This is a genomic window from Bacteroides sp. D55t1_190419_B8, from assembly GCF_015558905.1.
Classification (GTDB): domain Bacteria; phylum Bacteroidota; class Bacteroidia; order Bacteroidales; family Bacteroidaceae; genus Bacteroides; species Bacteroides vicugnae.
Genome location: NZ_JADMOU010000019.1, coordinates 1 through 23,678, shown reverse-complemented (window position 1 = coordinate 23,678; position 23,678 = coordinate 1). Strand labels below are relative to the sequence as shown.

Genomic DNA, 23,678 nt, shown 5'->3' with positions numbered 1-23,678 from the left:
TAAGCAATGAAAAGAAGCAGGAACGCTATTTTCAAATATACTATAGTACTGGGAGCGGCAATGTCGCTCTCTGCTTGTAATGGAATATTTGAAAATATTTATGATGCCCCCATCGAAACGGAGATGGAAATCAAGGAGAATAGCTTTTCACAAGTCAAGACTGTTGAATATACAGAATGGGCCTACATTAACCTTTCGGAGCGTACGGTTAGCACCGTTAAAATCGGAGAGGAATATGAGAGTCAAATTCCTGAAAAATGGGATTTCGCTATTCATCGTTATGATATAAAAACCAACGAGGGTGCTGCCTACAAAACAACTTACACAAGTATCGACGAGTTTAAAGCAACAGGTAAACTGCCTAAAGCGGAAGATTTTGTAGAAGATGAATGGACAACCGATAAAATAGCCATTGACATGTCGGGCATGATGGACGGAAACATTATCTACACAGAGTCTTACCGTAATGCTGTTCTTTCCGGCTGGCTGGACGTTAATACCGCAACGATGCCTCCGGTATACACCATGTCAAACCAAGTTTTTTTGATACGTTTGAAAGACAATACATACGCAGCAATCCGTTTTACCAACTACATGAATGCCAGAGGTATAAAAGGATATATTGACTTCGATTTCCAGTATCCGCTTGAGTTCGAGGACAACAACAATGAAACCAATCAACAAGAATGAAACCTACATTTATAATATCATTATTGCTTTTTTCATTTATAGCAACTTGCACCACATTAGCACAACACTCAACTTATCACATCAGCGGACGTGTTACTGATACAGAAGGGGAACCTCTCCCCGGTGCAACGATTTCCATCAAAGGTAAAGGAACCGGAACCGTCACATCCGTCGACGGAACATATACATTACAACTCCCCGGAACCGGTACATACCTCATCACCGCCTCGTATGTAGGCTATCAACCACAAGAAAAAAGACTGACTGTAGGGAAAGAGAAAAGACTAAGTTTCCGTTTGTCGGAAGATCAGTTTGACCTGGGAACAGTGGTTGTCACAGGTACACGTACTCCCAAATTACTGAAAGATGCTCCTATCATCACTCGTGTAATCACAGCAGACGATATTAAGAAGGTAGATGCAACCAACGTAGGCCAATTATTACAATCAGAACTGCCGGGCATTGAGTTTTCCTATTCAATGGATCAGCAGGTTTCTATCAATATGCAGGGATTCGGAGGAAACTCTGTACTCTTTCTGGTAGATGGCGAACGTCTGGCAGGGGAAACTTTAAACAATGTCGATTACAACCGGCTGAACCTTGATAATGTGGAACGGGTAGAGATTGTAAAAGGTGCTGCCTCTACTCTCTATGGTTCCAGTGCAGTAGGTGGCGTAATCAACATCATCACCCGTGATTCCGAGGACCCATGGAATTTAAATGTAAACAGCCGCTTCGGTGAACATAACGACCAACGATATGGCGGAACTTTCAGTTTCAAAGCCGGTAAATTCAATAGCCAGACGAATGTGCAACACACAATGTCCGATTCTTACGACGTACCGGAAGGAGATGTGACAACCATCTTCGGAAACCGCACATGGAATGTGAAAGAACGTCTTGTTTACAGACCGATTGAACAGTTGAAACTGACTGCACGCGGAGGTTATTATTTCCGCGAACGGGATAAGACCGGAGACAGCAAAGACCGTTATCGTGATTTCAGCGGAGGTCTGAAAGCCAACTATGATTTCAACATCATGAGTAATCTGGAAGTTGCCTATACATTCGACCAATATGATAAAAGTGATTATCTGACCTCATACAAATACGATGTCCGCGATTACAGCAATGTGCAACATAGCGTACGCGCACTCTACAATTACACCTTCAACGATAAAAACATTCTGACCGTAGGAGGAGATTATATGCGTGACTATCTATTGTCTTATCAATTCACCAACAATGGAAGTTATACCATGCACTCGGCAGATGCATTCGGACAGTTCGACTGGAACCCGACCGAACATTTCAACGTAATCAGCGGGGTACGTTTCGACTATTTCTCACAATCTAACGTGCGTCATATATCTCCGCACATCGGATTGATGTACAAAATAGCCAACTGCTCCCTCCGTGGTTCATACTCACAGGGATTCCGCTCTCCTACCCTCAAAGAAATGTATATGAACTTCGACATGGCAAATGCCATGATGATTTATGGTAATCCCGACCTGAAATCGGAAACGAGCCATAACTTCTCGCTCTCGGCGGAATATACCAAGAACCGTTACAATTTTACCGTTTCGGGATATTACAACCTTGTCAATGACCGGATCGACCTGACTTCATTCCGCGACACTGACGGAAGATGGGCACAGCTATATATCAATACAGAGAAAGTAGACATCGCCGGTGTAGATATCAACGCCTCCGCCAAATATCCTTGTGGTCTGGGAATACGTGTTTCTTACGGATACCTCCACGAGTTTATGCGCGACGGACAAATGAAATTCTCCAGTACCCGCCCACATTCAGCGACCGCACGTATCGAATACGGCAAATCATGGGATAATTATCAATTCAATCTTTCCCTGAACGGACGTGCATTATCCAAAGTAGAAACCAATAAATATGTGGGCAACAATCCGGATGAAGGGACTACCGGAGTGACTTATCCGGGATATACGATGTGGAACCTGACGCTGACACAAGGAATCTGGAAAGGAGTCAGCCTGAATATGGCCGTCAACAACATATTTAATTATGTTCCTAGCTATTATGACGCAAACTCTCCTTATACCCGGGGAACTAACTTCTCCATCGGACTTGCATTAGACGTAGACAGGTTCTTCAGAAAATAGAAAAGATAAAACTACATACAAAGCTAAAAATAAGAGAAATGAAAAAGAAAAGTAAAATCATCTTAGGTGTATGCATCGTTGCTGCAGCTCTGATAGGGATATCCGTATGGAATACCTGGTTCAGTCCTACAAAGATTGCTTTCATCAACTTCCAGACCATACAGCAGGGAAGTATATCGAAAGCCAACGACAATTCATCCATCAAACTCAGTGAAGTGTCGCTCGACAACCTCGACCGTCTGACCGGTTACGACATGGTATTCATCAACGGAATGGGTCTGCGTATCGTCGAGGAACAACGTCAACAGATACAACAGGCTGCCGACAAAGGTATTCCTGTATATACTTCCATGGCCACCAACCCGGCCAACAACATTTGTAATCTGGACAGTGTACAACAAAATCTGATACGAGGTTATCTGACCAACGGAGGAAAGACCAACTACCGGAATATGCTGAATTATATCCGTAAAGCTATTGACGGTAAAATCTCTTCCATACCGGAAGTGGAAGACCCGGCAGAAAGACCCAGCGACATGCTCTATCACGCCGGACTCACCAACCCGGATGATGAACTGGAGTTCCTCACCGTGGCAGATTATGAGAAATTCATGAAGGACAACCGTCTTTATAAAGAAGGGGCACGTAAAATCATGATAACCGGACAAATGGCTGATGCCACCGGACTTATTGAGGCTCTTGAAAAAGAAGGTTACAATGTTTATCCGGTTCAGTCAATGACGAAATTTATGTCGTTCATTGACGAAGTGCAGCCCGACGCAATCATCAACATGGCACACGGACGCATGGGAGACAAAATGGTGGATTATCTGAAAACTAAGAACATCCTCTTGTTTGCTCCACTCACCATCAACAGTCTGGTAGATGAATGGGAGAAAGATCCGATGGGAATGGCAGGAGGATTTATGTCACAAAGTATCGTGACTCCGGAAATTGACGGTGCCATCCGTCCTTTCGCTCTCTTTGCACAATATGAGGATGAAGAAGGATTGCGCCATTCGTATGCAGTACCCGAACGCTTGAAAACTTTCGTATCCACAATCAACAATTATTTGAATCTGAATACTAAGCCGAACAGCGAGAAGAAGGTAGCTATCTACTATTATAAAGGTCCGGGGCAAAATGCATTGACCGCTGCCGGTATGGAGGTGGTTCCTTCCCTATACAATCTTCTAGTCCGCATGAAACAGGAAGGTTACAACATATCCGGCCTGCCTGCAAATGCTGAAGAACTGGGTAAAATGATACAGGCTCAAGGCTCTGTGTTCAACTCTTACGCAGAGGGAGCCTTTAATGACTTTATGCAAAAAGGGCATCCCGAACTTATCACCAAAGATCAATATGAAAGTTGGGTGAAAGAGTCACTCCGCCCTGAAAAATATCAGGAAGTGGTGGATGCTTTCGGCGAATTCCCCGGCAACTATATGGCGACCAACGACGGTAAATTGGGTATTGCCCGTCTGCAATTCGGGAATGTAGTCTTAATGCCACAAAATGCCGCCGGAAGCGGAGACAACTCCTTCCAAGTGATTCATGGCACTAATATGGCTCCTCCTCATACTTATATTGCTTCCTATCTGTGGATGCAACATGGTTTCAAGGCTGACGCACTGATCCATTTCGGTACACACGGAAGTCTTGAATTTACTCCCAGAAAACAAGTGGCATTGTGCAGCAACGACTGGCCGGATCGCCTGGTTGGAGCAGTTCCGCACTTCTATATCTACTCTATTGGTAATGTTGGTGAAGGAATGATGGCTAAACGCCGTTCGTATGCCACCATACAGTCGTACCTCACTCCTCCTTTCCTTGAAAGCAGTGTGCGTGGTATTTATCGGGAGCTGATGGAAAAAATCAAGATTTACAATAACTCTCACAAAGAGAATAAAGATCAGGAATCATTAGCTGTCAAAACGCTGACTGTGAAAATGGGAATTCACCGTGATTTAGGTTTGGATAGCATTGCTAACAAGCCATATACGGAAGATGAAATCGCCCGTGTAGAAAACTTCGCAGAAGAACTGGCTACCGAAAAAATCACCGGACAACTCTACACTATGGGAGTTCCTTATGAAACGGAACGGATCACTTCTTCCGTCTATGCAATGGCTACAGAACCTATCGCATACAGTCTGCTGGCTCTTGACAAGCAACGTGGTAAAGCGACAGATGCTGTTAGCAAGCATCGCAGCCTCTTTACACAACAGTACTTGACTCCTGCTCGCCATCTGGTAGAAAAGTTGCTCGCTAATCCTGCACTGGCCACAGATGAACTGATTTGTCGTACAGCCGGTATCACCGCACAGGAACTAGCCAAGGCTCGTCAAATAGAGGCAGACCGCAATGCTCCGAAAGGTATGATGGCAATGATGATGGCCGCATCGGCAAAGAGTGAACAATCCGATGAAAAGAAAGCTGGTAAAGGACATCCGGCATCTGTCTCTAAAGAGGGTTCTCCTCATGGTCAAATGCCCGAAAGCATGAAAGAGGCTATGAAGAAAATGGGCGCCAACATGGATCCTGAAAAAGCTATGAAAATGGCTAAGTCTATGGGAGCAAGTCCGGAAGCATTGAAGAAAATGGAAGCCGGAATGAAAGCTAATAAAGAAAAACCTCAAGGTATGGCTGCCATGATGGCTGCTATGGGAAAAGCTCCGAAAGAATACAATAAAGAAGAAATCGAGCTGGCACTTGCCATCGCTGAAGTAGAACGTACAATCAAGAATGTAGGCAACTACAAGAACGCACTTCTGACAAGTCCCGAAAAAGAGTTAAGCAGTCTGATGAATGCATTGGAAGGTGGATACACCGCTCCTACTCCCGGAGGTGATCCGATTGCTAATCCGAATGCTTTACCAACCGGACGTAATATGTATGCTATCAATGCCGAAGCAACTCCTACAGAATCCGCTTGGGAAAAAGGTATCGCTTTAGCCAAACAAACGATTGATACTTACAAGCAACGTCACAATGATTCAATTCCACGTAAAGTGAGTTATACTCTCTGGTCTTCCGAATTTATAGAAACCGGTGGGGCTACTATTGCTCAAGTACTGTATATGCTGGGAGTAGAACCTGTTCGTGACGCATTCGGTCGTGTCAGTGATCTAAAACTGATTCCTTCAGCCGAACTGGGACGTCCGCGTATCGACGTAGTAGTCCAGACTTCCGGACAACTCCGTGATATCGCCGCTTCCCGCCTCTTCCTGATTAACCGCGCAGTAGAAATGGCTGCGGCAGCGAAAGATGACAAGTTTGAAAATCAGGTAGCCGCCAGTGTGGTAGAAGCTGAAAGAGTGTTGACCGAAAAGGGTGTCAGTCCGAAAGATGCACGCGAAATGGCTTCTTTCCGAGTATTCGGAGGTGCTAATGGCATGTATGGTACAGGAATTCAGGGAATGGTGGAAGCCGGTGACCGTTGGGAAAGTGAATCGGAAATTGCAGATACTTACCTCAACAATATGGGAGCCTTCTACGGTGACGAAAAACACTGGGAAGTCTTTCAGAAATTTGCTTTTGAAGCAGCATTGAACAGTACTGATGTGGTCGTTCAGCCCCGCCAAAGCAACACTTGGGGAGCATTGAGCCTCGACCACGTATATGAATTTATGGGAGGTATGAATCTTGCCGTACGCAATGTTACGGGTAAAGACCCGGACGCTTATCTTAGCGACTACCGGAACCGCAACAACATGAAAATGCAGGAACTTAAAGAAGCAGTCGGTGTAGAAAGCCGTACAACGATTCTGAATCCTACCTATATCAAAGAGAAAATGAAAGGCGGTTCTTCTGCTGCAAGCGAGGTTGCCCAGACTGTAACGAATACGTATGGCTGGAATGTGATGAAACCTACTGCTATCGACAAGGAACTTTGGGATAACATATATGATGTATATGTCAAAGACGAATACAAACTGAATGTAAAAGACTTCTTTGAAAAACAGAATCCCGCAGCTTTACAGGAAGTGACCGCCGTTATGATGGAAACTGCCCGCAAAGGATATTGGAAAGCCTCTCCGGAGCAACTCTCCAATATTGCCAAGCTGCATACAGACCTTGTCAGACAGTTCGGTCCTTCGGGCAGCGGATTTACCGGAGACAATGCCAAATTACAGCAGTTCATCGCCTCTCAAGTAGATGCGCAAACCGCAGCCAGCTACAACAAGGAACTGAAACAAATGAAACAAGCCACCCTGGACGGAGAAGCGACCAAAGGAGGCATGGTATTGAAAAAACAATCGAGCGATGCCGTACAAGGGGCACAGGAAGAGCAAAACTCTTTGAATGGAGGCCTTATCGCAGGTATTGTTCTGGTAGCATTTGTTGTCATGTTGCTAATACTTAAAAAGAAACGGAAAAAGTAATGTAATATGGAGTTAATCATTCACATATTAATGCTGTTTATCGTGATTAACTGCAGTTTCAAACTCAGTTTCTGGAAACTTTGGCAAACCGTAATATACAGCCTGATTGCCGGTCTTTTTGTGGCCGGCACCTGGCAGTATGCTATTCTCCAGTCAAAGACACAGATTGCTGATTATCTGCAGAACACGGAAGCATTGCAAAACATGGCTATTATCATAACGCTTGAGTCAGCACTCTGCTTCGGCTATTGCGTGGCTTTCCTGCGCGGACTTTATGGCAAGAAAAATGTATGGTGGGCGGAATTACTTCGCTGGTATCCCAGCTTGTTGCTTTTCCCCGTATTATTCTACTATCTCACAGAAGCTATCTTCCGGTTACCTGGCGTAGACTTTTCAGTGACAGCCTGGTCACTAGCAGGGACAGTGGTTATCGCCATCCCATTGTTAAGCCGGTTGATGAAGTATCTTGTACCCGAAGACGATCTCCGGTTGGAAGTTCATTTCCTTGTCAGCTTATTCATCTGCATCCTCGGACTACTGACCACTGTCAATGGGAAAACGACCTATGCTGCCACCGAAGAGGCGCTCAACTGGAAAGCTATTATCTTATCCATCGGTCTGTTCGTTGTCCTGTTTCTTATCGGATTTGCCTGGAACAAACTGAAATGGCCTTTATTACAACGTAGAGAATTAAAAAAAAGAAGTAAAATCAATCAATAAAAAATATATATGGAACTCATTTCTAAATTATTATTCTGGGTAGCAAACAGTTTACTTATACCCGATATCATTATTTTGCTGTGCCTGTTCGTTCGCTCACTTATTTTGATCGGAGGCACCTACAACATGTACATGACCAAACGTAAAAATGACAAAGCACTGGACCAACTCATTAAAGATGCACGGATAGACGATTTGAAAGCAGCTTTACCCGACAAAGACAATTCACTATATATGGGCTATCTCCGCGACCTGCTCTACCATCCGGCCAGTGCAGATTACTCTGACTTCCTGATAACAAAATTCGAGAATGAAGCAGAGAAAGATGTGTCTCTTTCTAAAATGATGGCTAAGATAGGTCCGGTTCTCGGATTGATAGGAACATTGATTTCCATGAGTCCGGCACTTGTGGGACTTTCTACAGGAGACATCTCCGGAATGGCATATAATATGCAGGTAGTATTTGCGACGACTGTTGTGGGTTTGGTTATTAGTGCTGTAGGATTGATATCCATGCAGTTCAAACAACGTTGGTATGCCAAAGATGTCAACAACCTCGATTATGTATCAAGAGTATTAAACGAAACAACCGGAGAGTCCAATAATGAAAAGAAATAGAAGAGTCAGCAAATTCCTCAAAGAAGAGGATACCGACCCGCTAAGTGTAGTAGTAAACCTGTTCGACGTGGCGATGGTATTTGCCGTAGCATTGATGGTAGCAATGGTGATGCATATGAATATGACGGAAGTTTTCGGACAGGAAGATTTCACCATCGTGAAGAACCCTGGTAAGGAAAATATGGAAATCATCTCCAAGGAAGGAAAGAAAATCAATACTTACAAGCCTTCCGGTCAGAAAGAGGAGGATTCAGGAAAAAGAGGAAGAAAAGTGGGGATAGCCTACGAACTGGATAACGGTGAGATTATTTATGTTCCGGAATAAGCATTAAAAAATACATTTCCCACCAATCAATAGTATCGGGCAGGACAATCCTATTCAGGCATTGTCTGCCCTTTATTTCTTTCATTTTACATTGATAACTATCAGAACAAAACATGGTTTCTTTATCAAACCCCGACAAAAGACATGCACATTATCGCAGAAATCTACTAATCATCTGCCTGTTATTAGGCATCGTCCTCTTTACTTTCTGCTTTTTGTTTTGCCAGCATGACAGTCAGGATATGGACTGCGATTGCTTAAGATGCTTGTTAAGTGCTCCTCCCCAAGAGGGAGAGTATCTCTACAACCGTTATCTGCCCCTCATCAGTGTTCTATGCTTCTTATTAATATTCCTGCCCATTTATATATTCGAACATCGACAGCATATAAAAAGGAAATAAAAAAACAAGCCACCGAAATGAGTCACTCATTCCGATGGCCTATCCCCTTTAAACACCTTTAAACAAAATGAAAATATGCCTCATATACTAACTAAACTAACTAACCCTCGAGGCATATTTTAAAGAGGCTGTCGCATCAACCTCTTTTTATCATAGATAAGCTTTCGCTCTCTAATCTTATTTACGAGCTTCAGCGATATAACCGAGAGCTTCTTCACATTTGGCAGTTACATAAGCCCAGTCTTCTGCTGCCACCTTATCTTTCGGGAACAGTTTAGAGCCCATACCTACACAGAATACACCGGCTTTGATCCATGCAGTCAGGTTTTCCTTAGTAGGTTCTACCCCACCTGTTACCATCAGCTTAGACCATGGCATCGGAGCCATCAAGCCTTTTACAAAGTTAGTTCCATAAACATCACCCGGGAATACTTTGCAAAGATCGCAACCGACTTCCTGTGCAAAACCAACTTCCGATACAGAACCGCATCCCGGAGTGTAAGCAACCGAACGACGGTTACATACCTTAGCTATTTCAGGGTTGAACAACGGACCTACTACGAAGTTAGCGCCCAGTTGCAAGTACATAGCAGCAGTAGCCGGATCAACGATAGAACCGATACCAATTGCCATTTCAGGACATTCTTTTGCTGCGAACTTAACGATTTCAGCAAATACTTCCTGTGCAAAGTCACCACGATTTGTGAATTCGAAAGCACGAACACCACCGTCATAACAAGCCTTTACTACTTTCTTTGCAACTTCTGCGTCTTTGTGATAGAATACAGGAACCATTCCTGTAGAGCCGATCTTATTTAATACGGCTATTTTATCGAATTTTGCCATCTTATTATTTACTATTTTATTATTTACAATTTACTATTTGATACTTTTGCTATTTATCATTTATCCTACTTTTCATAGTAGTTATTGAACTAACAATTATTTTTAAAAGCTCCTCATTTTCTTTATATAGGTCAGCCATCAATTCTGGTTTAACCAATTGAACTTCCATTAATAATTCCAGCCAATATAAAGTCTCATCCAGTTCTTCTTCCACCATCTTCAATTTATTAAGAAAATCCTTATCCGACTTTCCCAAACACGCTGCCCTATAATTTGCAGCAGGAGATGTACCCGAACGAATAATCTGATTGCCGATAGCTCTACCGGCAGGAGTATTGGGCAATTTATCTACCAATCTAATAATACGTATTGCTAATACCTTCAGCCTATTTTTAAGTTCAACCGTTGTCATCAGGCAAAAGTATTAAATAGTAAATAGTAAATTGTCCAATAGTAAATATCCTTATCTCTGTACGCGACCGCTTGCGTCACCACCAGCCAATGCTTCTACTTCTTCTATAGAAACAAGGTTGAAGTCACCATTGATAGTATGTTTCAAAGCAGATGCAGCAACTGCAAATTCAAGGGCAGCACCCTGATTAGGTTTAGTCATCAAACCATGGATAATACCACCGGAGAAAGAGTCGCCACCACCTACACGGTCGATAATCGGATCAATATCATAACGTTTTGAAGTATAGAACTCTTCACCGTTGTAGATCATAGCTTTCCAGCCGTTGTGAGTAGCAGAGAAAGATTCGCGCAAAGTAGAAACTACATATTTGAATCCGAATTCTTTCATCATTTGCTGGAAGATACCTTTGTAACCTTCAGCATCTGTATGACCAGCTTCAACGTCAGCATCCGGTTTGAAGCCCAGACAAAGTTCTGCATCTTCTTCGTTACCGATACATACGTCTACAAACTGCATCAACGGTTTCATGATAGACTGTGCTTTTTCTTTAGTCCACAGTTTCTTACGGAAATTCAAGTCAACAGAAACAGTTACACCGTGACGTTTTGCAGCTTCACAAGCCAGACGAGTCAACTCGGCAGCCTTGTCAGAAATAGCCGGAGTGATACCAGACCAGTGGAACCAGTCAGCACCTTCCATGATTGCATCAAAGTCGAAATCAGCAGCGTCAGCTTCAGCAATAGCAGAGTGAGCACGGTCATAAATAACCTTGCTAGGACGCATAGAAGCACCTGTTTCCAAGTAGTAGATACCTACACGGTCGCCACCACGAGCAATAAAGTCTGTCTTTACGCCATATTTACGCAATGCGTTAACAGCAGACTGTCCGATTTCGTGTTTCGGTAATTTGGTTACGAAATAAGCGTCATGTCCGTAGTTGGCACAGCTTACTGCAACGTTAGCTTCACCACCACCATATACTACATCAAAAGAATCAGATTGAACAAAACGAGTATTACCCGGAGTTGATAATCTAAGCATGATTTCGCCTAATGTAACGACTTTCTTTCCCATAATCTTATGTTTTAAATTCTAAGTTATTAATATTATGAACTTTCAATTTATCATTTCAGCCCTATTTCAGGGGTTAACACACTGACTACATGAGCATTAATCTATAAAACAACCAACATCACATACCTTTCGTGTGCGGGCACAAAGATACAACAATTTTCGTAATTACAAAAATTGTTATATATTTGTATCGAAAATATTAAGATTATTATTGTGTGCGAGCACAAAAACCTATATAAATAAAGGTTATCGTATGAATAAATTGCCCGAAAGGATCAGAATCAAAGACATCGCCCGTCTAGCAGATGTATCAGTGGGAACAGTAGACCGCGTTATTCACGGACGTAGTGGAGTATCAGAGGCCAGTAAAAAACGCGTAGAAGAAATTCTGAAGCAGCTTGACTACCAGCCCAATATGTACGCCAGCGCTCTGGCTTCCAACAAGAAATATACGTTTATCTGCCTTCTGCCGGAACATCTGGAAGGCGAATACTGGACGGCTGTAGAAATCGGTATTCACGAAGCGATTGCAACCTATTCGGATTTCAATACTTCGGTGAAAATCAACTATTACGATCCATACGATTATCATTCATTCGTCAACGCCAGCGAAGCCATCCTGGCCCTGCAGCCGGACGGAGTGATGGTAGCTCCTACCGCTCCGCAATATACGAAAGGATTCACCGATCAGTTGCAGGCACTAGATATACCTTATATATATATAGATTCCAACATTAAAGAGGTTCCTCCCCTCGCCTTCTTTGGTCAGAATTCACGTCAAAGCGGATATTTCGCTGCTCGAATGATGATGTTACTGGCACGGGAGGAAAAGGAAATTGTGATTTTCCGTAAAATACATGAAGGAATTGTAGGATCCAATCAGCAGGAGAACAGAGAAATCGGTTTTAGGCAGTACATGAAAGAACATCATCCGTCTTGTACTATACTGGAACTTGACTTGCATGCCGAACGCAACGACGAGGACAACGAGATGCTGGACGAATTCTTCCGTACCTATCCGATGGTTAAGAATGGAATCACTTTCAACTCTAAAGCCTACATCGTTGGTGAGTACCTGCAAAGCCGTGGAAAGAAAGACTTCAATCTGATAGGCTATGACCTTCTGGAACGGAATGTCACCTGCCTGAAAGAAGGAAGTATCTCCTTCCTCATCGCCCAGCAGCCGGAACTGCAAGGAGCCAATGGCATCAAAGCTCTATGCGATCATCTTATTTTCAAGAAAGAAGTGACTCGTATCAACTATATGCCCATTGATCTGTTAACAGTAGAGACAATAGACTATTACCATAGCAAATAACAACAAAGTACAACTTTACAAGTACATTACATGGAAACAAAGTATTTAAGAATTAATCCTGCCGACAACGTTGCCGTTGCCATTGTTAACCTCCCGGCAGGAGAGCATCTTTCTATAGATGGCATTGAGATTACATTGAACGAGGATATTCCTGCCGGACATAAATTCGCACTAAAGAATTTTGCGGAAGGTGAAAATGTAATCAAGTACGGTTACCCGATCGGACATGCACGAATGGCAAAGAAACAGGGTGACTGGATGAACGAAACGAACATCAAAACCAACCTTGCCGGATTGTTGGACTACACGTACAACCCGATTCAGGTTTCTTTAGATATTCCTCATAAAGATCTTACTTTCAAAGGTTACCGTCGCAAAAACGGTGATGTAGGTGTAAGAAACGAGATATGGATTATCCCGACTGTAGGTTGCGTAAACGGTATCATCGGACAACTGGCCGAGGGACTGCGTCGCGAAACCGAAGGTAAGGGAGTGGATGCCATTGTCGCTTTCCCACACAACTACGGTTGCTCGCAACTTGGTGACGACCATGAGAATACGAAAAAGATTCTTCGTGACATGGTGCTTCATCCCAATGCAGGCGCTGTATTGGTAGTAGGCTTGGGATGTGAGAATAACCAGCCGGATGTATTCCGTGAATTCCTGGGCGAATTTGATGAAGACCGCGTCAAATTCATGGTTACCCAAAAGGTAGGCGACGAATATGAAGAAGGAATGGAAATCCTGCGTGATTTGTATGCAAAAGCTTCTAAAGACGAACGTACCGATGTACCTTTGTCCGAACTTCGTGTGGGATTGAAATGCGGTGGTTCTGACGGTTTCTCCGGCATTACGGCCAACCCATTGTTGGGTATGTTCTCCGATTTCCTGATTGCACAGGGAGGTACAAGCGTATTGACTGAAGTTCCGGAAATGTTCGGTGCAGAAACGATCCTGATGAACCGTTGTAAGAACGAAGAGCTGTTTGAACAGACTGTCCATCTGATTAATGACTTCAAAGAATACTTCCTGTCACATGGAGAGCCTGTCGGCGAAAATCCCTCTCCGGGCAACAAAGCCGGTGGTATCTCTACTCTGGAAGAAAAAGCACTGGGATGCACCCAAAAATGTGGAAAGAGTTATGTATCCGGCGTAATGCCTTACGGCGAACGTTTACAGAAAAAAGGACTCAACCTGCTTTCTGCTCCGGGCAATGACCTGGTTGCAGCCACTACTCTTGCAGCAAGTGGATGCCACATGGTACTTTTCACCACCGGACGCGGTACTCCTTTCGGCACTTTTGTTCCGACCATGAAGATTTCCACCAATTCAACCTTGGCTAAAAACAAACCGGGATGGATTGACTTCAACGCCGGTGTGATCGTAGAAAACGAACCGATGGAAAAGACTTGTGAACGCTTCATTGATTATATCATCAAAGTGGCAAGCGGTGAATTCGTAAACAACGAGAAGAAAGGCTATCGCGAAATTGCTATCTTTAAAACAGGGGTAACCTTGTAAACAGGTCGCTATCTGATACAACAAATATATCGAAGATAAAAGATACATTGTTAAAACAATAGAGTTGCTATCCCGTTCAACTTATCATTGAGTGAAGGATAGCAACTCTTTTTTTGTTATACCATATCATCACCTGTTTTCTTAAACGTAACGCGGATTGTTTTATGGAAAGGAATAAAACGGGAAATCACAGCTATGACAACAGATATCACCAACAGATAACCCAGAATCTCTTTCAGTGCCAGCAACAGGCTTTGTTGTTGTAGCGTATTATATAAGGAGTTGGTTGCCAACTGCGCAGCCTCATCATACGGATGCCCCTGTGTCATCGCATTGTTCAGCGACTGGCTATAGCGTGCTGACGACAATGGATCAGCAGCAGTTATAGTCTCCGACAACGAATACATATATTTTTGTTGCAGCCGGTACAGTACATTACTATAAAAAGAAGTTGCCATGATAGGTGCCAACACGGAACGGAAAATAATCAGGAAGAAAGCATTCGACAACAAGTATTTCGGATTCAAGTCTTCCACGGCAAACAGGGCAAAAGCAATAATCAAAGTCAACATACCCAAACCGCGAAAGAAGATAGGCAGGTAGAGCATCTCATACGTACTATCCGGAGAAATGCCAAAATACAAAATGGCAAAGAAAATCACAAAGCAACTCATTCCTCCCGCTATCAGAAAACGAAAACGCCACCGTTGCCAGCGAAACCACCAAAAACAGATAAAGGCACCGACTACATATCCCGGAAGCAAATAAATATAAAGAGAATAGGTATGCGTAGTATCTACTTTCAGAATAACAGTCAGATAGTTAGTCAGCAAAGTGGTCGATGTACTGAAAAACATCACGAGCATCATATAAAAATAACCCACAATCGCTTTGGGCTGGAATAAAGGAGCCAGACTTACATAAGGATTCTCCGAATGGCTCTGATACCAGATGAACAGTGCAATCAGCATAGGTGCTATTACAATATAAATACATATCTTGCCGGAAGCCATCCAATCGAGCACTTTTCCATAATTGATAACGTACATCAACATCAGCAACCCGGCTGAAATAACAAACATCTCACGGATATGCAGATCAGACCATGCGACAACTTTGTTGGGACGGTTGTGCCGGAAACAGATGATAACAAACAGAATGGAAATCAAGATCAATACCATCATAAAGTAGTACATATACTTCCAGTTATAATGATACGCCAGTAAAGCCGTTACCAGCATCGAAACTTGTCCCCCACCGTAAACCAACGGATAAAAATAAGAATAGAACTCGCTACGCACATTCTTCGGACTGAAAATCTTCTGGGCATAACGAATAAACCACAACATGAGAAACCCTTTCAGGAAACCGACAGCAAAACTACAGACAATCAAAATATCCGCGTTTTGCGTACGTGCACAAACCCAACTCAAGAAGAATTGCAGTACTAAATCAATCAATAACAGAGATTTCACGGAAAAGGCTGCCAACACCTTAGGAATAATCGGGTATGCGATAGCCATACCCGCCGAAGCAGCGTAATACCCCATCGTAATATCTTCCGAATTAGTACCCAGCGTGTTCGACACTTCCAGCATACTGCCTGTATACGAGCCATTGAGCATAGTGACCGGAAGAATCACGATGAAAATGCTGATAAGCCCAAGCCAATCGGGCACCCATTGGCGAACAGGTGCCTCCAATTCCTTCATGGTAATCATTTGCGTAAAGCTTCTGTTTCCACCATCATCCCAGCTCTCAACTGTGCCATTTCTTCCGAAGAAACATCTTCCAAGTCGATACGCACAGGGATTCGCTGCTGTACCTTTACAAAATTGCCGGCCGAATTATCTGTAGGAACCAAGGAATATTTAGACCCGGTTGCCTCGGAAATTGCAGTGACTTCCCCGTGAAAAATCTTTCCGGGCACTGCATCTACTTTAATACGTACCTGCTGCCCAATATGAATATTAGCAATCTGCGTTTCTTTATAATTAGCGGTAATCCACTTATCCTTATTGCGCACCAGATAAGAAATAGTCTGTCCGGTCTGTACATATTGACCGGATTCAAGCGTACGCCTGCCCATATATCCATCATAAGGAGCAGCGAGAACCGTATAAGACAGATTCAGCTTAGCCAAATCCAAGTCTGCTTCTTTACGCAAAATGGCAGCCTCTGTGCCGGTTGTTTTCTTACTTGTTTCCGCATATTGCGATAATGCCGCCTGTCTCTGTGCAACCAATGCCTGATAACGTGCCTTTGCTGCCTCATAAGCGGCTTTCGCTTGCTCATACTGCTGTTCCGGAACAGATTCTTCTTTCAACAAACGTTCAAAACGATGATAATCCTGTTCTAATTGCCAGAGTTTCGCTTTCGCTTCAGCGATGTTGGCATCCTGTACGACAATATTCGTATGGGAAGTTTCAATACCCGAATGAAGTACATCCTGCGAGCCATGTGCATCCAACAATGCAGCTTCCGCTTCCTTTACCTTAATCTGATATTCACGATTGTCAAGCACCAGCAGAGTATCTCCCTGATGGACATATTGATGTTCCTTAAAACGAACCTCCTTGATATAACCCGAAGCCCGGACATTCAAAGGAGCTACATATTGATCTACAAAAGCATCATTAGTAACTTCGTAATTCACATAGCGCCAGAAGTAATTAGCAGTCCACCAAAGTCCGGAGACGGCCAAACAGATACATACTAAATTTAAAACGATATTACGAACTCTTACTTTTTTCAGTTTCCTCTGTTTTTCTTTCCATTCAATTGCCATATCTATTCTGTTTATTAAAGACGCCCACAAGCCTTCTGAAGTTGATAATAAGTATAAATCACACGAGTGCGTGCAGTGACCAGCTGCAATTCCACATTCAAACGGACGGAATTCGCATCAAGTAAATCAGTCAGGATAGCCAGTTGATTCAGATAACGATTCTGCATAATACGGTAATTTTCTTCCGCTTGCCGGACAGACAGTTTTAGAGCCTCCACCCTCTGCAATGCTTCCCTGTGGCGTAGAAATGCAGAGCGTACATCCATGCGGATTCCCTGCATTTTCTGTTCTTCTTCATTCTTCCGCAAAGACACCATCAGTTTGCTCTCTTTTACTTTATGATTGTTCTTGTACAGTGAGGATAAAGGATAGGAAACCGATACGCCCACATTCCAGTTATTGTTATACATATCCGCCAATGTACGTGAAACAGGACGTGCCAATGTATTCGATGCATATAGTGACACACTGGGAAGAGAAAAGGATTGGGCAGAACGGATTTCATTCCTTGCCAATTCTGTCTGTGCGCGAAGCAGCCTCATCGCCGGATCATTCTCATACGCCTGAACAATATAGTCATCATAGGATTGCAAAGCAACTGCCTGATAGAGAATGGTTGTATCCGGTTGTAATAACAAGTTCTCATCCTGCCCCAACAAGATATTGAGTTGCTGTGATACAAGCGCAATGCTATTTTCCACTTCCTCCAAAGACAGGCGGTCATTAGTCAACTGCATTTCGCTCCGTAATACATCATTATTGGTTATCAGCCCCTCTTTTTTCATCCGTCGGATATCGCGTAACCGGAGTTCCGACTCCTCAATATTCCGCATCAATATTTCATGCTGCTTGAATAGACTAAACAGGTTCAGATACTGATTGAGTAACCGTAACTTTATTTCTGCCTCATCAGTTAACGTTTGTAGTTCGGCAACTTGTTTTTCTATATCCGCCTTATGAATAGCACTTCGGATTTTACCACCCTGATAGAGAGGTTGTGCCAGATCAATCGCATAATTTTGTGACCAGTCCGGTGCTTCCGGATATGAAGGATCGGATAATCCCCGTTCCCAAACAACAGGCTGCCCTACAAATCCCCCTTTCAGCCCGATCTGCAGTTCCGGTAACTGCGCAGACCGTGCGGTCCGTATCCGCTCCTGTGCCATGGATTCTTTCATTACATCCGCCTGAAGTTGCAGACTATGCCGTACTCCCCGTCCAAAAAGCTGATCGATAGTGAGAAACAAAGAATCTGTTTGTGCATTTATGGATTGAGTAGCCAAAAACAGGCAAGATAAAACAGCCCCATACTTCTTATACATTTTCAAGTACATCGTATACACTCTTTAATTCAGACAACATAGTCTCAATGCTTTCTATACCAATAATCTTTTCTGCGTATACATAGACCTGATCGAGAATCGGACGAATCTGTTCTTTAAATTCTTCCCCTTCGGGGGTCAGGAACACCAGTTTATTACGACGGTCGGCAGGATCTTCTCTCCGGTAAACATACCCTTTCTTTTCCAGATTATTCATCAAATTGGTGAGACATGCCTTATCTTTTGCTATGCGTTCCGCCAATATCTGCTGACTAATTCCCTGCTCATGCCATAAGCTACTCAATACCTGAAGCATCTCAAACGTAATACCCGCATTATTTTTTCTCAATGTCCGTTGCATAGACCGGCGGAAAGCCATACGGGTACGAACAATCTGCAACATGAGTTCTCTAAACTCTGCTCCTTCTCTCATTTTCTATACTCTTTTTACTTGTTTCGTTTCGGCGGCAAAGTTAGGTATTTCCCCTGAATTAGTCAAACGTTTGACTAATTTCATTTTCAAACTATTTTTATATAATTCCCGATTATCCGTTCATTTATCCATTAAACAACTATATATTAACGTTTTATCATACCATTCAAATCTTTATCATCAAAATATTCAGGCAAAAAGTTTGTTCATCTGAAATCTTTTATTTTACTTTGCATTACAAAGTACTTTTTATATGAATAAAGATAAAGCATTAGAATCGGTAAATGAGATAAAAGAGTTGATGGAAAAGTCCTCCAAGTTTATCTCTCTCAGTGGTCTCGCTGCAATCATGGCGGGCATTTACGCATTAGCTGGCGCATACATCGCCACACAAGTTATTACACCGGGCACACATTTAATTGTTGCTCTCGAACTGATGGCTATCATAGCCTCGCTCGTATTGGTAGCAGCTGCGGTCACCGCCTGCATCCTGTCCTATTATAAATCCAAGAAGACAGGACAGAAATTTTTCAGCCGCCTCACCTACCGGGCATTGTGGAACTTTTCTCTTCCGATGCTGACCGGAGGTGTTTTATGTATTTCCATCATAATGCATGAGTATTATGACATCCTGGCCTCCGTCATGCTTTTATTTTACGGACTGGCACTGGTCAACGTATCCAAGTTTACTTACTCCAGCATCGTATGGTTAGGATATGCTTTCATTTGCCTGGGCGTCGCAGATTGTTTTTGGGAAGGTCATTCACTGCTGTTCTGGACCATCGGTTTCGGAGGTTTCCATATTCTTTATGGCATATTGTTCTATTTACACTACGAAAGAAAGAGATCATAAATGATAGAAGCATTCCAATATATTAATAAAGCATTCGAAAGCAAGGTCCGGCTCGGTATCATGGCTGTTCTGATGGTAAATGAGGAAGCTGACTTCAATTTTCTGAAAGAGCAGCTCTCTCTGACAGACGGCAATCTTGCCAGCCACACCCGTGCCCTGGAAGAACTGGGATATATCGTATGCAACAAAAGTTTTGTCGGACGAAAGCCACGAACTGTTTTTCAAGCAACCCCGCAAGGCAGAGAAGCTTTCAAATCTCATATTGAAGCCTTAGAGAAATTTCTAAAATCAAAATAAATAATTCATCAAAACACTACTGACTTATGGACGGTTTCAATGAAAATTCAAATGAGCAACAGGCGCAGCAACCTATGGGATGTCTCCACCGTTTCTCCAAAACAATCAAGGTTGTCATCATCGGATTATTAATTCTTCTCCTGATGATACCGATGTTCATGATTGAAAATCTTATTTCCGAACGGGGACGAACCCAGGAAGAAGCTATCGACGAGGTAAGTGAAAAATGGAGTCTGGCACAGACCATTACAGGCCCCTACCTGAATCTCCAGTATCCGGTCGTCACTGAAAATAAGGACGAGAAGAAGGTTTCTATGAAAGACCTGATACTTTTTCCCGACGAGCTTATGGTCAGCGGGCAACTAAAGACTGAAATTCTGAAAAGAAGTATCTACGAGGTCAATGTATATCAATCGGAACTGACACTGAAAGGCTCATTCAGTTCGGAAGAACTGCAGAAGAGCAGAATAGATATGGAACAGTTGCAATTTGACAGGGCGGCTATTTGTCTGAATCTGACCGATATGCGGGGTATCAGCGAACAAATCAGCATCACTCTGGGAGATTCTGTTTATATATTCGAACCGGGTATGGACAACAGAGGAATAGATAACACCGGAGTTCATGCGATCGCAAACTTATCGGAGTTGAAACAGAATAAAAAACTGCCTTATGAAATAAAAATCAAACTGAAAGGTTCGCAGTCACTCAACTTTATTCCATTGGGTAAAACAACCCGTGTAGATCTGAAAGCCAACTGGAATACGCCTAGCTTCACCGGTAACTATCTGCCCAATAACCGCAACATTACGGAGAAAGAATTCTCCGCACAATGGCAGGTTTTAAATTTGAACCGGAATTACTCACAGGTGATGGTTGACTACAACCACTCGAACATCAAGGACATTGAGAACTCCAGTTTCGGTGTTAACTTCAAAATCCCGGTGGAACAGTATCAACAGTCCATGCGTTCTGCAAAATATGCAATCCTGATTATCTTACTGACTTTCGGAGTGATTTTCTTCACCGAAATTATGAATAAGACCCGTATTCATGCCTTGCAGTATTTATTGGTAGGATTGGCACTCTGTCTATTTTACAGTTTGCTCCTCTCCTTCTCTGAACACATCGGATTCAACCCTGCCTATTTATTATCTTCTGCACTGACCATCACACTGGTAGGCGGATATATGTTCGGAATCACCAGAAAAAAGAAACCGTCATTAATCATGTCCGGATTGTTGGCTATACTCTATATTTATATATTTGTTCTTATTCAGCTAGAGACTTTCGCATTATTGGCAGGCAGCTTAGGACTGTTTATTATACTGGCAATAGTGATGTATTTCTCAAAGAAAATAGACTGGTTCAATGAATAACCGGCTTTTCTTCAGAAACACTTGACAAACGGTTTTTTATTTTGTATCTTTGAGAAAACAGAATCTATAAACGATATGAATATAATAAGAAAAATAGATACATAACAAGCTTTCAAACTGATCTAATTTAGGATTAGCAAAGATATATCATAGGGCAATGATTTGACGATCATTGCCCTATTTTGTTTATATTTATACACTTTTCTTTTTGTATAATCTTCCCAAACGCCCAAAATAGTTTTTAATAAACTCTGATACCGTTTATAATAAACTACCCAAAAGTTTATTATAAACAGAAATCGCGTTTATTAAGAATATCTTCTTCAAATGTAAAAATAGAGAAATGCACTTTCATACAATCAAAGGATATAAATAGCCTGTTTGCTCATGCAGTAACATAAACGAACAAAACTCTTTATTTCATCCAAATGATTGAGTTTCCATCACTACACGCTAAAAAGTTTTCTTCAAATAAATCATATCCACCAGTTGCTCGCCATCCTCATAGATCAGATGGTCATAGTTGTCAGTAAAAAAATTCTTTATCCGGTGAGAAACAGTGAAACCACAGTGTTCATAGAAAGATCTGGAAGAAGGCACATCGCCTGTACCCACCAACATTTCAGAACACTTTCCCCGATAATATTCAAATAAGAATTCGATTAAACGTTTTCCGTACCCCTGCCGTTGAAAGAAAGGAACGGTAGCAATATTCTTGATTTCATAAATACCTTCCCCTTCACGAGTCACTACACAAAGAGCTTTCAATCCGTTATCATAAAGAACAAACATATCGCCGCGCTCCAAATACCGGTCAATCATACTTTCTTGTTCATCAGCCAGAAGTAATAAATCGAGGAATTCCTTTTTATCCGAAGCTACTAACTTTATCTCCATATTTTAAAATATTGAATTCTACCTTATTCATTTCTACCATTGTCATTTATTAATGCTGCTGATTCATTTGCCTATGATCCAAAATGGTATCCATATTCTCCAAGGCCCATCCTACCAGCCCTTCAATATGAGGGATCAAAGTGCCACCCGTATCTGTCAGGCAATACTCCACACGGGGAGGCACTTCGGCGTACACTTTCCGTTCCACCAATCCGTCTGATTCTAAAGTACGTAGGGTAACGGTCAACATTCTTTGAGAAACATCTTCTATCGTTTTATGAATATCACTAAAACGCATCGTGCCATTGGCATTCAACGTAATAAGTACCAGCATCGACCACTTGTCTCCCAAGCGGCTAAGCACATCTCTTACCGGACAATTTCCTGTCGGATGAAAGTTTTTCATTCTTTAACGTTTTGTATTTTATTGAAATTCAGCAATAGTTACCTTCATGTAACTTCCTTATTTTCAAGTACGTTCTTGCATTTCTCAAACAAGAAAGATACATTTGCATCACAAAAGTAATAAACTTACTAATAATAACTATTGTTTCATTTAAATAATTATGATTATGGCAAAGAAAGTTGCAGTTTTAGCAGTGAATCCGGTAAATGGTTGTGGACTATTCCAATATTTGGAAGCATTTTTCGAAAATGGTATTTCATATAAAGTATTTGCCGTATCGGATACGAAGGATATTAAAACAAATTCGGGAATCAGCCTGACAGTAGATGACGTGATCGCTAATTTGAAAGGACACGAAGATGAATTCGATGCACTCGTTTTCTCATGTGGCGATGCAGTGCCTGTATTTCAGCAGAATGCCGATAAGCCCTATAATGTAGATTTGATGCAAGTCATTAAAACTTTCGGAGATAAAGGGAAAATGATGATCGGACATTGCGCCGGTGCAATGATGTTTGACTTTACAGGTATAACCAAAGGGAAAAAACTAGCAGTTCACCCATTAGCCAAACCAGCCATTCAAAACGGAACAGCTACTGATGAGAAATCAGAGATAGATGGTAACTTTTTCACTGCTCAAGATGAAAACACCATTTGGACAATGATGCCGCAGGTAATCGAAGCACTAAAATAATGTTCGCAGCGCAGATATGAAACAATAAATATAAACATTATTATATCAATCTACGCATCTAAAGATGAAAAAGCACGTTGTACTAAATCCCGCATACGTAATAGCTAAAGTTTGCTATCTGTATGCGGGATTCCTTTTTTTTGCTGATTTTA

21 protein-coding genes are annotated in these 23,678 nt (G+C 42.3%); 12 read left to right on the top strand and 9 right to left on the bottom strand.

All coding sequences use genetic code 11. The annotated features are described in order from the left end of the window. Positions 1-6: 6 nt before the first annotated feature. Genes I2I13_RS15870 through I2I13_RS15845 form a run of 6 tightly spaced genes read left to right on the top strand, consistent with a single transcriptional unit; the run spans position 7 to position 8,882 of the window. Positions 7-690 (top strand): HmuY family protein, encoded by a 684-nt coding sequence (locus I2I13_RS15870; RefSeq protein ID WP_148367620.1) that lies wholly within the window; start codon positions 7-9, stop codon positions 688-690. Continuing rightward, positions 687-2,834 (top strand): TonB-dependent receptor, encoded by a 2,148-nt coding sequence (locus tag I2I13_RS15865; RefSeq protein WP_149939931.1) that lies wholly within the window; start codon positions 687-689, stop codon positions 2,832-2,834. The genes I2I13_RS15870 and I2I13_RS15865 overlap by 4 nt, the downstream gene beginning before the upstream one ends. A gap of 38 nt (positions 2,835-2,872) precedes the next feature. Continuing rightward, complete coding sequence (locus tag I2I13_RS15860; RefSeq protein ID WP_195649949.1) at positions 2,873-7,219, top strand: cobaltochelatase subunit CobN; 4,347 nt, start codon at positions 2,873-2,875, stop codon at positions 7,217-7,219. 6 nt (positions 7,220-7,225) lie between these two features. Next, on the top strand, positions 7,226-7,939 hold the full coding sequence (locus I2I13_RS15855) for a hypothetical protein (RefSeq protein ID WP_195649948.1): 714 nt from the start codon (positions 7,226-7,228) through the stop codon (positions 7,937-7,939). Positions 7,940-7,948: 9 nt separating this feature from the next. Further along, a complete protein-coding gene (locus I2I13_RS15850; RefSeq protein ID WP_148367616.1) occupies positions 7,949-8,557 on the top strand; it encodes a MotA/TolQ/ExbB proton channel family protein in 609 nt (202 codons plus the stop codon). Further along, positions 8,544-8,882: a DUF2149 domain-containing protein gene (locus tag I2I13_RS15845; RefSeq protein WP_004300151.1), complete on the top strand. Its 339-nt coding sequence runs from the start codon at positions 8,544-8,546 to the stop codon at positions 8,880-8,882. The genes I2I13_RS15850 and I2I13_RS15845 overlap by 14 nt, the downstream gene beginning before the upstream one ends. 578 nt (positions 8,883-9,460) lie before the next feature. On the opposite strand, the gene I2I13_RS15840 is transcribed toward I2I13_RS15845, so the two are convergent. The 3 genes from I2I13_RS15840 to I2I13_RS15830 are packed head-to-tail and all read right to left on the bottom strand — an operon-like array spanning position 9,461 to position 11,618. Further along, positions 9,461-10,129, bottom strand: a complete 669-nt coding sequence (locus I2I13_RS15840) for a bifunctional 4-hydroxy-2-oxoglutarate aldolase/2-dehydro-3-deoxy-phosphogluconate aldolase (protein WP_004300153.1) — start codon at positions 10,127-10,129, stop codon at positions 9,461-9,463. Positions 10,130-10,178: 49 nt separating this feature from the next. Then, on the bottom strand, positions 10,179-10,541 hold the full coding sequence (locus I2I13_RS15835) for a four helix bundle protein (RefSeq protein ID WP_148367614.1): 363 nt from the start codon (positions 10,539-10,541) through the stop codon (positions 10,179-10,181). Positions 10,542-10,592: 51 nt separating this feature from the next. Then, complete coding sequence (locus I2I13_RS15830; protein ID WP_004313177.1) at positions 10,593-11,618, bottom strand: sugar kinase; 1,026 nt, start codon at positions 11,616-11,618, stop codon at positions 10,593-10,595. Positions 11,619-11,871: 253 nt separating this feature from the next. Here I2I13_RS15830 and I2I13_RS15825 point away from each other — a divergent pair, with 253 nt between their 5' ends. Both I2I13_RS15825 and I2I13_RS15820 read left to right on the top strand, forming a co-directional pair. Further along, entirely contained in the window at positions 11,872-12,936 is a 1,065-nt protein-coding gene (locus I2I13_RS15825) for a LacI family DNA-binding transcriptional regulator (protein ID WP_004308063.1), read from the top strand. Between the two features lie 30 nt (positions 12,937-12,966). Next, positions 12,967-14,457: a UxaA family hydrolase gene (locus I2I13_RS15820; RefSeq protein WP_148367613.1), complete on the top strand. Its 1,491-nt coding sequence runs from the start codon at positions 12,967-12,969 to the stop codon at positions 14,455-14,457. A 116-nt stretch (positions 14,458-14,573) separates the two neighbouring features. Here I2I13_RS15820 and I2I13_RS15815 read toward each other — a convergent pair whose 3' ends face one another. The 4 genes from I2I13_RS15815 to I2I13_RS15800 are packed head-to-tail and all read right to left on the bottom strand — an operon-like array spanning position 14,574 to position 19,000. After that, positions 14,574-16,178, bottom strand: a complete 1,605-nt coding sequence (locus tag I2I13_RS15815; protein WP_195649947.1) for an MFS transporter — start codon at positions 16,176-16,178, stop codon at positions 14,574-14,576. Continuing rightward, complete coding sequence (locus I2I13_RS15810) at positions 16,175-17,245, bottom strand: HlyD family secretion protein (RefSeq protein ID WP_148367612.1); 1,071 nt, start codon at positions 17,243-17,245, stop codon at positions 16,175-16,177. The genes I2I13_RS15815 and I2I13_RS15810 overlap by 4 nt, the downstream gene beginning before the upstream one ends. A 14-nt stretch (positions 17,246-17,259) precedes the next feature. Next, positions 17,260-18,579, bottom strand: coding sequence for a TolC family protein (locus I2I13_RS15805; RefSeq protein WP_195649946.1), 1,320 nt, complete (start codon positions 18,577-18,579; stop codon positions 17,260-17,262). Beyond that, positions 18,560-19,000 (bottom strand): MarR family winged helix-turn-helix transcriptional regulator, encoded by a 441-nt coding sequence (locus I2I13_RS15800; protein ID WP_148367610.1) that lies wholly within the window; start codon positions 18,998-19,000, stop codon positions 18,560-18,562. Before I2I13_RS15800 ends, I2I13_RS15805 begins: the two co-directional genes overlap by 20 nt. 253 nt (positions 19,001-19,253) lie before the next feature. On the opposite strand from I2I13_RS15800, the gene I2I13_RS15795 reads away from it, so the two are divergent. From I2I13_RS15795 to creD, 3 genes are read left to right on the top strand one after another with little or no spacing between them, the layout of a single operon-like run. Then, complete coding sequence (locus I2I13_RS15795; RefSeq protein WP_167511907.1) at positions 19,254-19,853, top strand: hypothetical protein; 600 nt, start codon at positions 19,254-19,256, stop codon at positions 19,851-19,853. Next, complete coding sequence (locus I2I13_RS15790) at positions 19,854-20,150, top strand: transcriptional regulator (RefSeq protein WP_148367609.1); 297 nt, start codon at positions 19,854-19,856, stop codon at positions 20,148-20,150. It begins immediately after the preceding gene. Between the two features lie 26 nt (positions 20,151-20,176). Beyond that, entirely contained in the window at positions 20,177-21,529 is a 1,353-nt protein-coding gene (gene creD / locus I2I13_RS15785) for a cell envelope integrity protein CreD (RefSeq protein WP_148367608.1), read from the top strand. A 453-nt stretch (positions 21,530-21,982) separates the two neighbouring features. Here the strand turns inward: creD and I2I13_RS15780 are convergent, their stop codons facing one another. Continuing rightward, positions 21,983-22,426, bottom strand: coding sequence for a GNAT family N-acetyltransferase (locus tag I2I13_RS15780; RefSeq protein WP_148367607.1), 444 nt, complete (start codon positions 22,424-22,426; stop codon positions 21,983-21,985). 49 nt (positions 22,427-22,475) lie between these two features. Beyond that, complete coding sequence (locus tag I2I13_RS15775; protein ID WP_148367606.1) at positions 22,476-22,832, bottom strand: helix-turn-helix domain-containing protein; 357 nt, start codon at positions 22,830-22,832, stop codon at positions 22,476-22,478. A gap of 166 nt (positions 22,833-22,998) precedes the next feature. On the opposite strand from I2I13_RS15775, the gene I2I13_RS15770 reads away from it, so the two are divergent. Further along, positions 22,999-23,526, top strand: coding sequence for a DJ-1/PfpI family protein (locus I2I13_RS15770; RefSeq protein ID WP_195649945.1), 528 nt, complete (start codon positions 22,999-23,001; stop codon positions 23,524-23,526). Positions 23,527-23,678 lie beyond the last annotated feature (152 nt).

Bases quoted from the DNA above. Each gene is read 5' to 3' on its own strand.
- I2I13_RS15795 (WP_167511907.1), top strand. From the start codon at position 19,254: ATGAATAAAGATAAAGCATTAGAATCGGTAAATGAGATAAAAGAGTTG.
- I2I13_RS15865 (WP_149939931.1), top strand. From the start codon at position 687: ATGAAACCTACATTTATAATATCATTATTGCTTTTTTCATTTATAGCA.
- I2I13_RS15820 (WP_148367613.1), top strand. From the start codon at position 12,967: ATGGAAACAAAGTATTTAAGAATTAATCCTGCCGACAACGTTGCCGTT.
- I2I13_RS15840 (WP_004300153.1), bottom strand. From the start codon at position 10,129: ATGGCAAAATTCGATAAAATAGCCGTATTAAATAAGATCGGCTCTACA.
- I2I13_RS15835 (WP_148367614.1), bottom strand. From the start codon at position 10,541: ATGACAACGGTTGAACTTAAAAATAGGCTGAAGGTATTAGCAATACGT.
- I2I13_RS15800 (WP_148367610.1), bottom strand. From the start codon at position 19,000: ATGAGAGAAGGAGCAGAGTTTAGAGAACTCATGTTGCAGATTGTTCGT.
- I2I13_RS15825 (WP_004308063.1), top strand. From the start codon at position 11,872: ATGAATAAATTGCCCGAAAGGATCAGAATCAAAGACATCGCCCGTCTA.
- I2I13_RS15845 (WP_004300151.1), top strand. From the start codon at position 8,544: ATGAAAAGAAATAGAAGAGTCAGCAAATTCCTCAAAGAAGAGGATACC.
- I2I13_RS15790 (WP_148367609.1), top strand. From the start codon at position 19,854: ATGATAGAAGCATTCCAATATATTAATAAAGCATTCGAAAGCAAGGTC.
- I2I13_RS15780 (WP_148367607.1), bottom strand. From the start codon at position 22,426: ATGGAGATAAAGTTAGTAGCTTCGGATAAAAAGGAATTCCTCGATTTA.
- I2I13_RS15775 (WP_148367606.1), bottom strand. From the start codon at position 22,832: ATGAAAAACTTTCATCCGACAGGAAATTGTCCGGTAAGAGATGTGCTT.
- I2I13_RS15870 (WP_148367620.1), top strand. From the start codon at position 7: ATGAAAAGAAGCAGGAACGCTATTTTCAAATATACTATAGTACTGGGA.
- I2I13_RS15830 (WP_004313177.1), bottom strand. From the start codon at position 11,618: ATGGGAAAGAAAGTCGTTACATTAGGCGAAATCATGCTTAGATTATCA.
- I2I13_RS15850 (WP_148367616.1), top strand. From the start codon at position 7,949: ATGGAACTCATTTCTAAATTATTATTCTGGGTAGCAAACAGTTTACTT.
- I2I13_RS15770 (WP_195649945.1), top strand. From the start codon at position 22,999: ATGGCAAAGAAAGTTGCAGTTTTAGCAGTGAATCCGGTAAATGGTTGT.
- I2I13_RS15815 (WP_195649947.1), bottom strand. From the start codon at position 16,178: ATGATTACCATGAAGGAATTGGAGGCACCTGTTCGCCAATGGGTGCCC.
- I2I13_RS15810 (WP_148367612.1), bottom strand. From the start codon at position 17,245: ATGGCAATTGAATGGAAAGAAAAACAGAGGAAACTGAAAAAAGTAAGA.
- I2I13_RS15860 (WP_195649949.1), top strand. From the start codon at position 2,873: ATGAAAAAGAAAAGTAAAATCATCTTAGGTGTATGCATCGTTGCTGCA.
- creD (WP_148367608.1), top strand. From the start codon at position 20,177: ATGGACGGTTTCAATGAAAATTCAAATGAGCAACAGGCGCAGCAACCT.
- I2I13_RS15855 (WP_195649948.1), top strand. From the start codon at position 7,226: ATGGAGTTAATCATTCACATATTAATGCTGTTTATCGTGATTAACTGC.
- I2I13_RS15805 (WP_195649946.1), bottom strand. From the start codon at position 18,579: ATGTACTTGAAAATGTATAAGAAGTATGGGGCTGTTTTATCTTGCCTG.